Source organism: Streptosporangium sp. NPDC001559 (genome assembly GCF_042893955.1).
Lineage (GTDB): Bacteria > Actinomycetota > Actinomycetes > Streptosporangiales > Streptosporangiaceae > Streptosporangium.
In genome coordinates this window covers 199,961-213,101 of record NZ_JBIAVG010000007.1, presented here as the reverse complement: position 1 = coordinate 213,101, position 13,141 = coordinate 199,961, and the positions used below count along the sequence as shown (strand labels likewise).

At 68.6% G+C, this 13,141-nt stretch carries 14 protein-coding genes; 7 read left to right on the top strand and 7 right to left on the bottom strand.

Annotated elements, in window-relative coordinates:
* Window positions 1–11 precede the first annotated feature (11 nt).
* Window positions 12–935, bottom strand: coding sequence for an NAD-dependent epimerase/dehydratase family protein (locus ACFYY8_RS17965; RefSeq protein ID WP_390042046.1), 924 nt, complete (start codon window positions 933–935; stop codon window positions 12–14).
* Window positions 936–1,167: 232 nt separating this feature from the next.
* Between ACFYY8_RS17965 and ACFYY8_RS17960 the strand changes: the two genes are divergently transcribed.
* On the top strand, window positions 1,168–1,482 hold the full coding sequence (locus ACFYY8_RS17960) for a helix-turn-helix transcriptional regulator (RefSeq protein WP_390042044.1): 315 nt from the start codon (window positions 1,168–1,170) through the stop codon (window positions 1,480–1,482).
* A complete protein-coding gene (locus tag ACFYY8_RS17955; RefSeq protein WP_390042042.1) occupies window positions 1,479–2,480 on the top strand; it encodes a hypothetical protein in 1,002 nt (333 codons plus the stop codon). Before ACFYY8_RS17960 ends, ACFYY8_RS17955 begins: the two co-directional genes overlap by 4 nt.
* A gap of 176 nt (window positions 2,481–2,656) precedes the next feature.
* Here ACFYY8_RS17955 and ACFYY8_RS17950 read toward each other — a convergent pair whose 3' ends face one another.
* Together ACFYY8_RS17950 and ACFYY8_RS17945 are read right to left on the bottom strand one after the other, a co-directional pair.
* Window positions 2,657–3,295 carry a response regulator gene (locus tag ACFYY8_RS17950; protein ID WP_390042040.1) on the bottom strand — a complete coding sequence of 213 codons (639 nt, stop codon included), beginning with the start codon at window positions 3,293–3,295 and terminating at the stop codon, window positions 2,657–2,659.
* Window positions 3,283–4,530 (bottom strand): sensor histidine kinase, encoded by a 1,248-nt coding sequence (locus ACFYY8_RS17945; RefSeq protein WP_390042037.1) that lies wholly within the window; start codon window positions 4,528–4,530, stop codon window positions 3,283–3,285. Before ACFYY8_RS17945 ends, ACFYY8_RS17950 begins: the two co-directional genes overlap by 13 nt.
* A gap of 111 nt (window positions 4,531–4,641) precedes the next feature.
* Here ACFYY8_RS17945 and ACFYY8_RS17940 point away from each other — a divergent pair, with 111 nt between their 5' ends.
* Both ACFYY8_RS17940 and ACFYY8_RS17935 read left to right on the top strand, forming a co-directional pair.
* Window positions 4,642–4,896 carry a hypothetical protein gene (locus tag ACFYY8_RS17940; RefSeq protein WP_390042034.1) on the top strand — a complete coding sequence of 85 codons (255 nt, stop codon included), beginning with the start codon at window positions 4,642–4,644 and terminating at the stop codon, window positions 4,894–4,896.
* Window positions 4,897–5,070: 174 nt separating this feature from the next.
* A complete protein-coding gene (locus ACFYY8_RS17935; protein WP_390042031.1) occupies window positions 5,071–6,666 on the top strand; it encodes an alpha/beta hydrolase in 1,596 nt (531 codons plus the stop codon).
* Window positions 6,667–6,677: 11 nt separating this feature from the next.
* Here ACFYY8_RS17935 and ACFYY8_RS17930 read toward each other — a convergent pair whose 3' ends face one another.
* Complete coding sequence (locus ACFYY8_RS17930; protein ID WP_390042029.1) at window positions 6,678–7,235, bottom strand: TetR/AcrR family transcriptional regulator; 558 nt, start codon at window positions 7,233–7,235, stop codon at window positions 6,678–6,680.
* 80 nt (window positions 7,236–7,315) lie between these two features.
* Between ACFYY8_RS17930 and ACFYY8_RS17925 the strand changes: the two genes are divergently transcribed.
* Window positions 7,316–8,854, top strand: a complete 1,539-nt coding sequence (locus tag ACFYY8_RS17925) for an MFS transporter (RefSeq protein ID WP_390042027.1) — start codon at window positions 7,316–7,318, stop codon at window positions 8,852–8,854.
* A 326-nt stretch (window positions 8,855–9,180) separates the two neighbouring features.
* Here the strand turns inward: ACFYY8_RS17925 and ACFYY8_RS17920 are convergent, their stop codons facing one another.
* Together ACFYY8_RS17920 and ACFYY8_RS17915 are read right to left on the bottom strand one after the other, a co-directional pair.
* The gene (locus ACFYY8_RS17920) at window positions 9,181–9,435 is read right to left on the bottom strand and encodes a MerR family transcriptional regulator (protein ID WP_390042422.1); all 255 of its coding nucleotides are present in this window, start codon (window positions 9,433–9,435) and stop codon (window positions 9,181–9,183) included.
* 748 nt (window positions 9,436–10,183) lie between these two features.
* Window positions 10,184–10,609 (bottom strand): hypothetical protein, encoded by a 426-nt coding sequence (locus ACFYY8_RS17915; protein ID WP_390042025.1) that lies wholly within the window; start codon window positions 10,607–10,609, stop codon window positions 10,184–10,186.
* Window positions 10,610–10,710: 101 nt separating this feature from the next.
* Here ACFYY8_RS17915 and ACFYY8_RS17910 point away from each other — a divergent pair, with 101 nt between their 5' ends.
* Complete coding sequence (locus ACFYY8_RS17910) at window positions 10,711–10,914, top strand: hypothetical protein (RefSeq protein WP_390042023.1); 204 nt, start codon at window positions 10,711–10,713, stop codon at window positions 10,912–10,914.
* A gap of 511 nt (window positions 10,915–11,425) precedes the next feature.
* Complete coding sequence (locus ACFYY8_RS17905) at window positions 11,426–11,998, top strand: peptidase inhibitor family I36 protein (RefSeq protein WP_390042021.1); 573 nt, start codon at window positions 11,426–11,428, stop codon at window positions 11,996–11,998.
* A gap of 638 nt (window positions 11,999–12,636) precedes the next feature.
* Here the strand turns inward: ACFYY8_RS17905 and ACFYY8_RS17900 are convergent.
* Window positions 12,637–12,759, bottom strand: coding sequence for a hypothetical protein (locus ACFYY8_RS17900; RefSeq protein WP_390042019.1), 123 nt, complete (start codon window positions 12,757–12,759; stop codon window positions 12,637–12,639).
* Window positions 12,760–13,141: the final 382 nt, after the last annotated feature.

The following is a 13,141-nucleotide window of genomic DNA, read 5'->3' as shown; positions in this document are numbered from 1 at the left end:
CCGGCATGTTCTCAGCGAACCCTCAACCCGTCGGACACGCTCCGGTGCACCGGGGTCCAGCCCAGGTCGCGGGTGGCCTTGGCGTGCGAGACCCGCATCGTGGTGTCCATCAGCAGGCAGCCCAGGTACGGCACGGCCAGCCTGATCAGCCATCTCGGCGTCACGACGGGAGGAGGCGTACCGTGCGCGCGGGCGACCGTGGTCAGGAAGTCGCGCCAGCTCATCGGCCGGTCGTCCACGACGTTGTACGCCTCCCCCGCCCTGCCGTGTTCCATGGCCGCGACCGTGGCCGCCGCCGCGTCCTCCACGTGGACGAAGGAGGTGGTCCCCGTCCTCCCTCGCGGAAGTACGGGAGCCCGTCTGCGCATCAGGTCCGCGAACATGTCGCTGAACGCGTTCCTGCCGTAGAACATCCCGTACCGCAGGGCGATGCCCTCGACGCCGTCCGCGTCGAACACCTGCCGTTCGGTCGCCACGCTGGAGTCCGTCACCAGGTCGCCCACGTTGCCGACGCGCAGCCCGAAGACGTCGTTCTCGGTCAGGACCCTGGTGCCGTGATCGCGGTAGCCGTACCCGGTGATCAGTGACTGGGTGACGAAGCGGCGCGCGCCCACCGCCCGCGAGGCCTCAAGGAGGTGCGCGGTACCCCTGTCGCGGAGGGCGATGGTGGGGTCGTCGGGGCGCAGCCTGAGCCCGGGTTTCCGCAGCGCCGTGGCCTGGTGCACGACCACGTCGGCGCGGTGTCCCTCGACCGCGCGCAGCAACCCGTCACGATCCATCACATCCGCGATCACAGGGAGCGCGCCGCGATCCACGACGAGCCGCCGCTTGGCCGGATGACGGATGAGCGCGATCACCTCGTGCCCCGACGCGGCCAGCGCCGACAACAGTGGCAACCCGATCGCACCGGTCGCGCCGGCGAGCAGCACCCTCATCGCACCTGCTCCGACGCCTGCGGCCAACTCCACGCCCAGACGCCGAAGACCGGCGTGTGGAGCGCGTTTCTCATGACGGTCTGTGCCATGACGACCTCCTGTCCTGGTTGAACACACCACAAGGACGAGACGGTCGGCGCCGTTGTGACAGACAGGTTCACGGCGCGGATCACTGCCACTACCTCTTCGCCTCTACCCTAGCTAGAGTTAGAGCATGGGTAAGCCTCCCAGAATGACCATCCCAACCCAGCTCGTGCTACGCGCCTTCCTCGACGACCCCACGCGGGAGATGTACGGACTGGAGGTCTGCGCCGCCTCCGGCCTGGCCAGCGGCACCATCCATCCCATCCTCGCCCGCTTCGAGGGCATCGGCTGGCTGGAGTCACGCTTCGAGGAGGTCAACCCCCACGAGGCGGCCCGGCCTCGCCGCCGCTACTACCGGCTCACTCCCGACGGCGCCGAGAGCGCCCGCCTCGCTCTCGCCCAGGCGCACACCAGGATCGGCACGCTGCGTGGTCTGAGCCCCCGGCTGGGCGGCGGAAGTTGAGCGACCTCCCCCAGGGTTCCATCGCCAACCCCAGCAGGTTCGTCATCGACCGCCGCCTCGCCCTCGCCCTCGACCGGGCCCTTGTCCACGCCCTCGACCAGGCTCAGCTCCTCGCCTCCGGCCCCGTTTACCTTTACTCCTTCGAGGATCGAAGCTTCAACCGCACCAACGTCATCGACCTGGACCGCGCCCTGGCCCTCGCTCGCAAGCTGGACCACACCCTCACCTTCGTCCGCACCTACAGGCTGGACTTCCAGCGCGGCTCCCACCAGGCCCGCGACCTCGCCCACGCCCTTCACCACGCGCTCGAACGCACCCACGCCCTCGGCTTCGACCTCGACCGCATCCCCACCTACGAGCTCGACCTCGACTACGCCCGCACCCGCGCTCGCGCCCGGATCCTCGCCGACCACCTGGACGCCATGGGGCAGAGAGCCGTGGAGATCTCCGAACACCTCGAAAGGCTCAGCGCGCAGGCGCAGCCGGCGGAGCCGGTCGTGGTGGAGGAGAAGGCCGTCCCCATATCCCGGTCGGCGGAACACATGGTGAGCCTCATGATGAAGCTGCTCCCGGCCGTGCGCCGGGACCGCTACGCCGAGGAGTTCAACGCCGAGCTGTACGACCTGGCACAGCTGAGGTCCACCAGGACCGTGCAGGTCGTCTACGCGCTTCGGCAGTTCGGCCGCGTGTGGCAACTTCGCGAGGCCCTCCTGAGGCCGGACCGGCCACGGTTCCATCGGCTACGCCGGATCGCGTGCTGGGTGCTCGCCTCGGACTGGCTCACCTGGAGCCTGCTCGGCCCGCCCCTGGCCTTCGGCGTGATCAACGTGCATCTCTCCCAGGGGTGGGGATCCGCCCTGTTCACCCTGCCGGGTGTCGCCGGCTTCTACGCCGGGGTGGAGTGGCTCCGCAAGCGCTGGGGCATAGAGGTGAAACGGCGGGACGAATCAGCCGGAAAGCCGCCGAACGATGACCTGAACAAGCCAAGGTGGCCCTGACCTCCCGGAGAGGGCCGCCGCTCCGCTTGATGAGGCATCGCCCAGGTCTGCGCCCGGGTACGGCCTGGCACCCCGACCGGGCCGGCCCGCAGGCGAAGCGAACCCGGCGGTGGTTCCGCGCTGACGGAGGGGTGCCGTAACCCTCGGGCCCACTGCTTCCGAGAACCGCGTGGCGTTCAGCTTTCCAGGTAGTGCAGGACCGCGGCGACCCTGCGGTCGACCTGGTCGGTGGGGGCGAGGTCGAACTTGGCGAAGATGCTGCGGATGTGCTTTTGCACGCCGCCGTCGGTCACCACCAGACGCCGGGCGATGGCGGTGTTGCCCAGCCCTTCGGCCATGAGGGCCAGCACCTCGCGTTCGCGGGCGGTCAGCCGTTCCATCGGGTCGTGGCGGCGAGTGAACAGCTGGGCGATCACCTCGGGGTCCATCGCCGTCCCTCCGGCGGCCACCCGGTGCAGGGCGTCCAGGAACTCCTCCACCTTGCCCACGCGCTCCTTGAGGAGGTATCCCACCCCGCGGGTCCCCTCGGCCAGCAGGTTGGTGGCGAAGGCCTGCTCGACGTAGGCCGACAGGACCAGCACCGCCAGGTCGGGGTTCAGCCGCCGGGCCTCGACGGCGGCCCTGATCCCCTCGTCGGTGTGGGTGGGCGGCATGCGCACGTCCACCACCGCCACGTCGGGCCGGTGCTCGGCCACCGCGGTCAGGAACCCCTCAGGTTCGGAGGCCGCGGCCACCACCTCGAATCCCTCGCCGGTCAGCAGCAGCACCAGGCCCCGGCGCAGCAACGCGTCATCCTCGGCGATCACGATCCGCACGGCAACTCCACTTCGATGGTTGTCGGCCCGCCCCGCGGGCTGGTCAGCATGATGGTTCCGTCGTGTGCCTCGACCCGGCGGCGGATGCCGCCCAACCCGGTGCCGTCGGCTTCCGAGGCCCCGCCCTTGCCGTCGTCGCTCACCACCACACGCAGCAGGCCGCCGTCACGGCGCACCTCGACCAGGGCTCTCCGCGCGCCGCTGTGTTTCGCCACGTTGGTCAGCGCTTCGGCGACGGCGAAGTAGGCGGTGGTCTCCACTGACAGCGGCAGCTGCCCCAGGTCGTCGGCGGTCAAGGCGCACGGGACCGCGCTGCCCGCTGCCAGAGCGCTCAGCGCCCCGGACAGCCCCCTGTCCTCCAGGACAGGCGGCAGGATGCCGCGGACGACCCCGCGCAGTTCGGCCACCGCCTGCTCGGCGGCGCTCTGCGCCTCATCGAGCGCCTCCCGCGGCCCGTCGAGTGCCAGGCCTGTCCGAGACGCCTCCCTGGCCAGCGCCCGCTTGGCCACGGCGACCGTCACCACGACGGCGACCAGCCGGTTCTGTGCGCCGTCATGCAGCGCCCGCTCGATCCTGCGCAGTTCGGTCGCATGGGCCCGCAGGGCGCCCGCGCGTGTCGCGGTGAGCCGGGCGACCTGCCGCGACAGGTCGATCGACGGATGCGGGCGCAGGAGCCGTACGCCGGTCAGCGCCTGCAACCTGGCCATCCGCGGGGCGAGCACGACGGCGATCGCCTGGACGACCACGGCCGCCAGCGCGGCCACCAGCACGGCCGGGAACGTGGTGATCGGCAGCTCGTAACTGGTGATCCGATTCCCCGGCGGCAGCAGACCCCACCAGAACGGGAGCGTCGCGTCCCGCAAGGTCATCATCGGCATCAGAACGGCGACAAGGCCAAGCGTCAGCCCCAGCGTGGCATGCGCGGCCACCCAGCCCAGATCGCGGAAGGTCGCCGGGTCACGGAGGGCGGCGCGGATCCTGGCCGCCCAGCCCGTCGCCGTGTCCTGCTGCGGGTAGGGGGTGACGACCTCCAGCCCCCAGCGGTTGAGCCGGCCGCGCTCCCGTTCGGCCACCGTCCTGGTCAGCGCCAGCATCGGCGGGATCATCAGCAGCCCCACCCCTACGAGGCAGGCCGCGGCGACCATGATCCAGGATATGAGGACCAAGAAGGCGAGGATCGCGGTGCCGAGACCTCCCGCCAGGCGCTCCAAAGCCTCGAAGGCGTCCCTGCTCATCTCCCCCACCCTAAGCTGAGGCGGAGGACCGTTTCATTCCACCCTGCACTACCATCGACCTGGCAGATTACGGCATTTCCCCAGGCAGGGACAATTTCTAGGGTGATCGGTATGAATGACCCCTGCCGCGTCACACCTGCCGACCGGCCGCGGCCGTCCGCCCCCTCCCACCGGCCTGAGCCACCGCGCGACGGCACCGTGCTCCGCGTGCTCCTGTGGATCAGCTTCACCGTGTGCGCCGTCGTCAACGGCGTCGGCAACAGCATCGGCGGCGTCGGCGAGAGTGTCGGCCTGGTCGCCGGGATCATCTCCGGCGGCTCCATCGCGGCCCTGATCGTCCACCACTACGCCCGGCGCCGTTCATGAACGGTGTCACCTTTTGGCGGCACCTCCGGGAAGTACGGTGACCCGGCCGGTTCCGGCGTGACGGTAGGGCTGGCCATACCTTCATGAATCCATTCAGCAGGGTCGATCACGGGTTATCTCGGCACCATGCTCGATAGCACCGCAAACCGGTCATCAAGCAGGGAGGCAGATCCCATGTCGCACTCCACCGTTCCGTCCCCGCCGGTCACATCCGGTTCCGCCAGAAGGCACGGCCTGCCGGTCCTGGCCACCGCGGCCGCCGTCGCACTGGGCGCCCTCGGTCTGGCCGCCGCCCCGGCGGTCGCGGAGACCTCCGCGGGAACCGACAGGCCGATCCGCTTCCACCATCAAAGACTCGACTGGCACGGTTGCAAGACAGGACCGGACGACAAGGCAGGCGCGAACCTGGACGCGGCGGGCGCCCAGTGCGCCGAGGTCGCCGTCCCACTGGACTACCGCAAGCCCGGCGGACGGACCATCTCGGTGGCGATCTCCCGGATCAAGGCCACCGACCCTGCCGGACGCCGCGGCGTTCTGCTGACCAACCCCGGCGGCCCAGGGGGACCCGGGCTGGACCTGGTGGCCTCCCTCGCTCAGTGGGCACCCGCCCTCACCTCCCGCTACGACCTGATCGGGATGGACCCGCGCTTCACGGGCCGCAGCACGCCGATCCGCTGCGGGTGGAAGACCGACGTCTTCCTGCGCTCGGCCGGTCCGAACCGCCGTACCTTCAACGAGAGCGCGGCCCTGATGAAGGAGCTGGCGGCCAAGTGCGCCCGGGGCAACCGCGACGTGCTGCCGTACGCCTCGACCCGGAACACCGCCCGCGACATGGACCTGATCCGCGCCGCCCTCGGTGAGCCGAAACTGTCCTATCTCGGATACTCCTACGGCACCTACCTGGGGGCGGTCTACACGCAGATGTTCGGCGCGAGAGCCGACCGGATCGTGCTGGACAGCGCGGTCAACCCCGACACCTACGGCCCCGGCCTGCTGTCGGGGAACGAGCCGGCCGTCACCGCCGCGCTGAAACACTGGGCTGCCTGGGCCGCCGAGCACGACAAGGATCACGGCCTGGGCGACACCACCACCGAGGTCCTGGCCACCGTCAACCACATCAACCGGGCCGCCGCCCGGCGCCCGCTGCGGATCGGCGGGTACCGGATCGACTCTCACCACATCCCCTACCTGCTCTTCGGGCCTCTCTACGAGGACGGCGAACAGGCCTACGCCGACTTCGCCACCCAGGTACGGGCGCTGGCCGACGCCACCCGCGGCACCGTGGTCACCGCCCCGCCGTCGCTGAAGGCCTCCCTCGACAGCCTGTTCACCGGGACGGGCGCGATCGACGCCCAGGCCCCGATCATCTGCGCCGACCGGTCCGCCTCCCGCGATCCGGAGACCTACTTCCGCGACATCCAGGCCCACCGCGCCGACGAGCCGCTGTACGGGCCGCTGATCCGCAACATCACCCCGTGCGCGTTCTGGCCCACCGCGCCGGTGGAGGCGCCCACCAAGGTCCGCAACGGTGTCCCGGCGCTGGTCGTCGGCAACGACGGCGACCCCGGTTCCCCCTACCTCGGCCAGCAGGCCATGCACCGGGCGCTGACCGGCTCCCGCATGGTCACCCTGCGCGGCGCCTATCGCCACGCCACCTACCTCGGCGCCGGCAACTCCTGTGTCAACACCACCGTCGAGCGGTACCTGATCGACGGCGTCCTGCCCGGCGGCGACGTCACCTGCGTCAAGGACGCCGCCCCGGCAGGGTGACGACGCGCCGCTCAGGCCGTCGGCGGCTCAGGGATGAGGGCAAGGATCTCGTCGACAAGTCGCTCTCTGACCCCGCTGGGCAAGGAGGCGCCGAGGGCGTTCTCGTATCCCCAGAACCCGTCGGCGGCCATACGCGCCATGAGGCATCGCATCGCCTCGTCGTCGTGCTCGTCGATCGGCGCCGCGTCACCCGGGAACCAGCGGTCGTAGACCCGCTGCCAGGGAGCCATCCAGTCGGGCTCGTTGCCCGCCTCGGCGATGAGACGCGTCTCCAGACGCGTGGAGGCTCCGGTGGATGCCAGCACGTATCCCCTCGTGCGTTCGGCGAGCGTCGCCTCCTCCGGTTCTTTGCCGGTCGCCTCGCGCAGCCCCCGCTCGACGCGGTCGGCGAGGAACTCGTGAATCCCGGCGAGCAGCGCGTGTTTCGTCGGGAAGTGGTAGATCAGCCCGCGCTTGGTCACCCCGGCTTCGATCGCGACCGCGTCCAGGGTGAGCGCGGTGATGCCGCGCTCCTCGACGACGCGCAGGGCCGCCTCGATCATCGCCGGTCGCGCATTCGGTCGTGCCATGTCTCCCCCACCTCCGCAGGGTTAATATACCATTTGGTGTAGTATACCGTTTGGTGAAGTAATCGACTCGGGAGGGAAAGATGACCGAGAACACACAGCGAGCGACAGCTCGTACCTGGATCGGGCTGGCAGTGCTCGTACTGCCGATGCTGCTGATCGCCATCGACGGCATGGTGCTGGTCTTCGCGCTGCCCGCGATCACCACGGATCTCCAGCCTTCGGGCACCGAGCAACTGTGGGTTCTCGACATCTACTCGCTGATGCTCGCGGGTCTCCTGATCACGATGTCGTCCCTCGGCGACCGGATCGGCCGCCGTCGGCTCCTGCTGATCGGAGCGGTGGGATTCGCGGCGGCGTCCGTGCTGGGAGCGCTGGCGAGCGCGCCGTGGATGCTGATCCTCGCCCGAGCGCTACTCGGGGTCGCCGGCGCGACCATCATGCCCTCGACGTTGTCGATCATCCGCAACATGTTCCTCGATCGGAACCAGCGCCGCACGGCAATGGCGGTGTGGGCCGCGATGGGTTCCGCAGGCGCCGCGGCGGGCCCGATCGTCGGAGGCTGGATCATCGAAGCCTTCAGCTGGCATGCCGCTTTCCTGATGAACATCCCGGTCATGATCGTCCTGCTGGCACTCGCCCCGATCTTCGTGCCCGAGAGTGCCAACCCGATGCCGGGACGCATCGACGTCCCCAGCATCGCGCTCTCCCTCGCCGGAATGGTGACGCTCGTCTACGGCGTCAAGGCCCTCGCCGAGGGAGAGGAGCCACTGGCGGCGCTCATCACGTTCGTCGCCGGCGCCGTGATTCTGGTGCTGTTCGTGGTGCGCCAGCTGCGCATCCCGAACCCGATGATCAACGTCCGGCTGTTTCGGGTCCGCTCCTTCACCGGCGCGGTCGTGGTCGACCTGCTATCGGTGTTCGCCCTGGTCGGCGCGCTCTTCGCGCTGACGCAGCACCTGCAGCTCGTCGTGGGACTCTCCACCGTTCAGGCCGCCGTCTGGATGCTGCCGCAAGCCGCGGTCTCCGCGATCGCGGGGTTCCTCGCCGCCGCGCTCATCAAGAAGATCCCCGCGTCGATCCTCGTGTCGGCGGGCGGCGTCATCACCGCGGCGGGATTCGGGATGCTGCTGTTCCTCACACCCCAGACCCCGCCGTCCGTGATCGCGATCTCGCTGTGCCTCGTCGGGCTCGGCGCCGGGGTCGGCCTGACGCTGACCAACGACATCATCATGAGCTCGGTGCGCCCGGAGCACGCCGGGCAGGCCGCAGCCGTGAGCGAGACCGCTTACGAAGTGGGTACGGCACTCGGCACAGCCGTTCTCGGCTCCATCCTGCTCGGGTTCTACCGGACCGGCCTGGCCTCCCAGGCGCCCATCGGCCTGCCGGGCGATGTGCTTTCGGCGGCTGAGGAGACGCTCGCCGCAGCCCTCTCCTTCGCCGCCGAACTGCCCGGTGCGCTCGGACAGGCGCTCGCCGACGCCGCGGTGGCGTCATTCACCCAGGCACTCGCGTGGACGGGCGGCCTCGCGGCCCTGATCCTGACCGGGGTGGCGATCTTCGCGGCCATCATGCTGCGCGGAGTCTCCGCACAAGCCGACCTGGTGAAGGCGAACCACTGATCTCCGGCCACCACCCGACGCGGTTGAACGCGAAGTTGGGGCGTCGCCGGGCAGGAGGGCCCCAACGCCACGTCCGTGGGCGTAACCACAACCAGCGGGTCACCGCTGCACCGTCCCCACCGTCTGCGGGCGTGTCTTGCTCGACGGTGGGGAACAACGTCAACTGCTCGCCGAGCGGCTCAGCGCCGGTGGGTTTCAGACACCGGCGGCACGTCACCGGTCAGTGGTCGGGCCCGCCTCGATACTGCCCCGCACCCGGGTGGGCGGGCACCCGGTGACGGAAGCCGGGGCAGATCGCGGATCCGGGCGCGGTAGGCGAGGGCCGGTCAGTCGCGTCGGCGCAGTTCGGCGTTGATGCGCAGGGCTTCGGCGAGCTGGTCTTCCAAGATGATGATGCGGCAGGCGGCCTCCAGGGCGGTGCCCTGGTCGACCAGTTCCCGGGCGCGGGCGGCCAGGCGCAGCTGGTAGCGCGAGTAACGGCGGTGACCGCCCTCGGAGCGCTGCGGCTCGATCAGCCTGGCGGCGCCCAGGCTGCGCAGGAACGCCGGGGTGACGCCGAGGATCTCCGCGGCCCGGCCCATGCTGTAGGCGGGGTAGTCCTCATCGTCGAGTTTCCGGCCGGGCTTGTCACCGGCCGCGTCGGGAAGCGTCTGGGCCGCCTCCGTCTCCGCCTTCTCGGCGGTGTCCCGAGGGTGAGGGCCCGGGGATGTGACTGCTTGATCCATATAACCTTCCCTAACGCGGACGAGGGCCCCGGCGCCATGATGCGCCGGGGCCCAGAGGTTCAACACCATCTACCGGCCTTGCGGCCGATTCACTGCTTCCGCACTGGCCGCCCGTGAAGGCGGGGGTGCGGGGATCGCGTAAGCGTGACCGTAAACCACCGTCCAATCCGTGGAGGTGCGGTACCCGCGCGGCGAACTTCAGCCGACGACGGGCGATCCTGATGGCGTTCAACACTCCTTTCGGTATCTCTACTTCGACTTCATCTGTCACTGCTCCGGCAGCGCGTCCACGGCAGGGACCCTTCGATCCTGCTGGCCCCGGCACGTCCGACCTTCTGCCCTCTACTTGCACCACTGCTCGGGCAGCGCGTCCACGGTCAGGACCCTTCAACCACGTTGGCCCTGGCACGTCCGACCTTCTGCCCGTCCACCTACGTCATCTCCCGCTATCCACGTCCGTCCGGGCAGTTCGTCGTGCTGCCTACCTACTGCTCTGCCCTCGTGGATCCGTTCCTTGCGATGTCAGAAATCCTAGCCTCCCCTACGGCAGATGTCTATTCCGGCCACTACAGATTTTTGGTAGCGGGGAAGCAAGGATGAGTTCTCATACCGAGAGGGACAGGTCGGCGACGGCTCGGTCGGTACTGCCGCGCAGCTCAAAGTGCGCCGGCGGCCCGCTACGGGTGATCGGCAACGGCCGGATGGCCGCCCGCGTCACGAAACTGGTCGCCGCCGGCGATCCGGAACTCGACGTGGCCGACGCCGCAACGGCCCCGTCCTTGAGGTGCTCACCGCCGCCGAAACCGGCTGAACCACCCACGGCCTGCGGCTTCACGAGGTCGCCGAGACGTTCGCCCCCTGGAAGAGCAGCATCATCGTGTGGGCCGATGTGCGGGTAGAGCCGGTGGCGGTAAGTCTGTTCAACCGGATCGCCCTGCACGTGGGCATGTCCTGGCTGCACGGCGCGATCGACGGGCCGTTCCTGTTCGTCGGCCCGACTCTCCACCCGGGCGGCGGCGACGGATCCCATCGCGGCAGCACCTGTCGTTCTTCTCCGAAGCACAACTCGGCCGCGACGGCTTCCTTTTCGAACGTCTCGACCCCGACCCCCGCACCTGCGCCGACACACTGGTGGCGGCCTTCGCCAGGACCGGAAAACAGCTCAGCTACCTCGACCTCACCACCCCCGACATCCGCCGCCTCGGGCTCACGGTCCGCCGCGTCTGGTCCCCGGACACCCTCGGTCCGTGCCTGCCCAGTGCGCCGCCCCTCCTGCACCGGCGATTCGCCGATTACGGCGGCGCGGCCAACCCCGAACCCCACCCCTACCTTTGATCAACCCGTGGTGGGCCGTCACCGGAACACAGCGGGAACGGTCGGCCGTCGGTGTTGGCGTAGCGGGCCCTCCGCTCAGATGAGTGCGACCAGACGCAAAGTAGCCATGAGCGACCCGGATTCCCGGACGGCACAAAAATCGTGGCGGGCGATACGACCTGTGGAAACATCCCCGCCGTCGTTGTCGAGACAACGAGTGCCAGATTCATCCCCGAACGCCCGGGCCGAAGCTCACAGTCGAGCACCGCGGTGGTCGCCCGCTGTGGCCTGCGGCGACACCCCGCTCTGGAAGTTGCCCATTTACCCCATGGGGCGCCCCAGATGGCCCGTCTGACCTGACGCTTTAGGACCCGACCAGCCGGAGAACGCGCGGCGCCGACGCCTCCCGCCTGCCGCGCGGTGGTGCAGAAATCATCAATAAAAGGTACAGAAGCCGTCAATGACATCCTGTGTATGGGTTGTCAAAGTGGCTTATAGCTCACCCGGCAAAGGAAGGAAACGTGTAGGAGAAATGGATTCACGGAGAGCCACCGGCCTGTCGGCCTGCGGCTCGTCCGGCAGTCGGCGCGAACAGGAAGTCAACAGTGAAAAGGCAGGGAACAGCCGATGCCATGCATGCTGTCCCGGCCTGACGGACCGTACGACGCGGGCGGAATATGAGAAATCCGCCAGCGTGTGCACCGAAACCGACGAAGGAGTGAGGCGAGTGGGAAAGCGAAGGAGTCTGACGGCCGCGATGATGGCGGCGTGCGCGATGGCCACCTTGGTCACCGCGGTACCGGCTCAGGCGAAGGCGATGGACTGGGATGCGTGTCCCGTGGGCTATGTATGCCTCTATGGCGACACTTACGGCAGAGGACGTTACAGCAACGCGCCGGGAACCGAGCGCGCCAACGTCGGCTCCCATATCAACGACCTGACGAGTTCCATCTGGAACCGCACCGATACGTATGTGTGTTTCTACGAGCATTCGGACTATTCGGGTAAGCGCCTGATAGGCGTCAACCCGAATTCCTGGGTGGACAACGTCGGATCGGCCGCCAACGACAAGATCTCCTCATACAGCCAGGACTGCCACCTCTGACGATGGGCAGGCAGGCGTCGCGATTGAGCCTGGCCGGCTCCCGGTAGGGACGGAGGGCTTCCTCGCTGACCGGCATCGCCTCCCGGCGTTGCCCAGTCTCGGCCAGCCGGAGGGCGTGGTTGGTCAGCGAGGTGGCCAGGTTGGGCAGGTGGGCGTCACGGTTTGACAGAACCAACCGGTCAGGGCGTCAGCCCCAGCTCACGGGGTTGCGCGGGACACAGTGGACGTCGACGATCAGGTGGTGCTTGCTGCCGGACCGTCCGCGGTCGACCGGGGACGCCCGGTCTGCGCCTCCCTTTCCAGGGCTCTGACGTGGGAGAAGTCCACGCTGATGCCTGGGCGGCAGCTCGTCGCTGACCTCCCACGGCTTCGTCAACAGGCTCGCCCTCCCGCTGTTGCCGCAGCGGGAGATCGAACCACAGCAGAAAGTAAATGAGTCGCGCTCCTGGTGCCTGTGCCCGAGCCCATCCGGCCAGGTCGACGGCGCCGATTCGCGGCACAGGCACCAGGAAACGTGTACGCGGTCCTGTCCCTTTCGGTGAGGTCACGATGCTCCATGCCCTATCAGGACTGGACGGCACCGTGCAGGAGATTCCGCAGCCTCACGATCCGAACGCAGAACAGGCCCAGCCGCCTTCTCAGTAGTACATGAACGTTGCCAGGAGGCCGTTGTCCATGATCTGGGTGAGCAGCTCCCCTGGACCGGCCCCCCACGAATTGGCGGCGTTGGCCAGGGCGTAGACGTCTCCGTAGTTGCCCATCCAGTGCCATTGCGGGACCGCACCCGCATTCGCCGTGGAGCACGCATTGAAGAGCTCAATGCCCTGTTGAGTGGTCAGGACCTGATCACGGGCCGGCACGTAACAGGCAGGGCTCACGCTTTTCGACGCCTTCGGAGTGGGTGTGTCCGCCGACGCCGAAGCCGACACACCGATCAGTAACGCGGTGGGAACTGAAATCAGGGCGAGTACGCGTAACCGGTTCAAGGTTTGACCCTCCCATGAGGTCTCGATCGTTCGAGACCGGACACCGAATGATCCAACGAAGGGCTGCCCGACGTCGATACCGCGACTCGAAAAAGAAGCCGGAGAGATAAAACATTTTGGTGATGCGGTTGGGGTTGCCGTAGCGTTCGGGAGAAAC

Coding starts and splice junctions, on each gene's coding strand:
- ACFYY8_RS17945 (WP_390042037.1), bottom strand. CDS start 4,530: ATGAGCAGGGACGCCTTCGAGGCTTTGGAGCGCCTGGCGGGAGGTCTC.
- ACFYY8_RS17915 (WP_390042025.1), bottom strand. CDS start 10,609: ATGGGATCCGTCGCCGCCGCCCGGGTGGAGAGTCGGGCCGACGAACAG.
- ACFYY8_RS17965 (WP_390042046.1), bottom strand. CDS start 935: ATGAGGGTGCTGCTCGCCGGCGCGACCGGTGCGATCGGGTTGCCACTG.
- ACFYY8_RS17930 (WP_390042029.1), bottom strand. CDS start 7,235: ATGGCACGACCGAATGCGCGACCGGCGATGATCGAGGCGGCCCTGCGC.
- ACFYY8_RS17935 (WP_390042031.1), top strand. CDS start 5,071: ATGTCGCACTCCACCGTTCCGTCCCCGCCGGTCACATCCGGTTCCGCC.
- ACFYY8_RS17900 (WP_390042019.1), bottom strand. CDS start 12,759: ATGGGCAACTACGGAGACGTCTACGCCCTGGCCAACGCCGCCAATTCG.
- ACFYY8_RS17905 (WP_390042021.1), top strand. CDS start 11,426: ATGGATTCACGGAGAGCCACCGGCCTGTCGGCCTGCGGCTCGTCCGGC.
- ACFYY8_RS17925 (WP_390042027.1), top strand. CDS start 7,316: ATGACCGAGAACACACAGCGAGCGACAGCTCGTACCTGGATCGGGCTG.
- ACFYY8_RS17920 (WP_390042422.1), bottom strand. CDS start 9,435: ATGGGCCGGGCCGCGGAGATCCTCGGCGTCACCCCGGCGTTCCTGCGC.
- ACFYY8_RS17940 (WP_390042034.1), top strand. CDS start 4,642: ATGAATGACCCCTGCCGCGTCACACCTGCCGACCGGCCGCGGCCGTCC.
- ACFYY8_RS17960 (WP_390042044.1), top strand. CDS start 1,168: ATGACCATCCCAACCCAGCTCGTGCTACGCGCCTTCCTCGACGACCCC.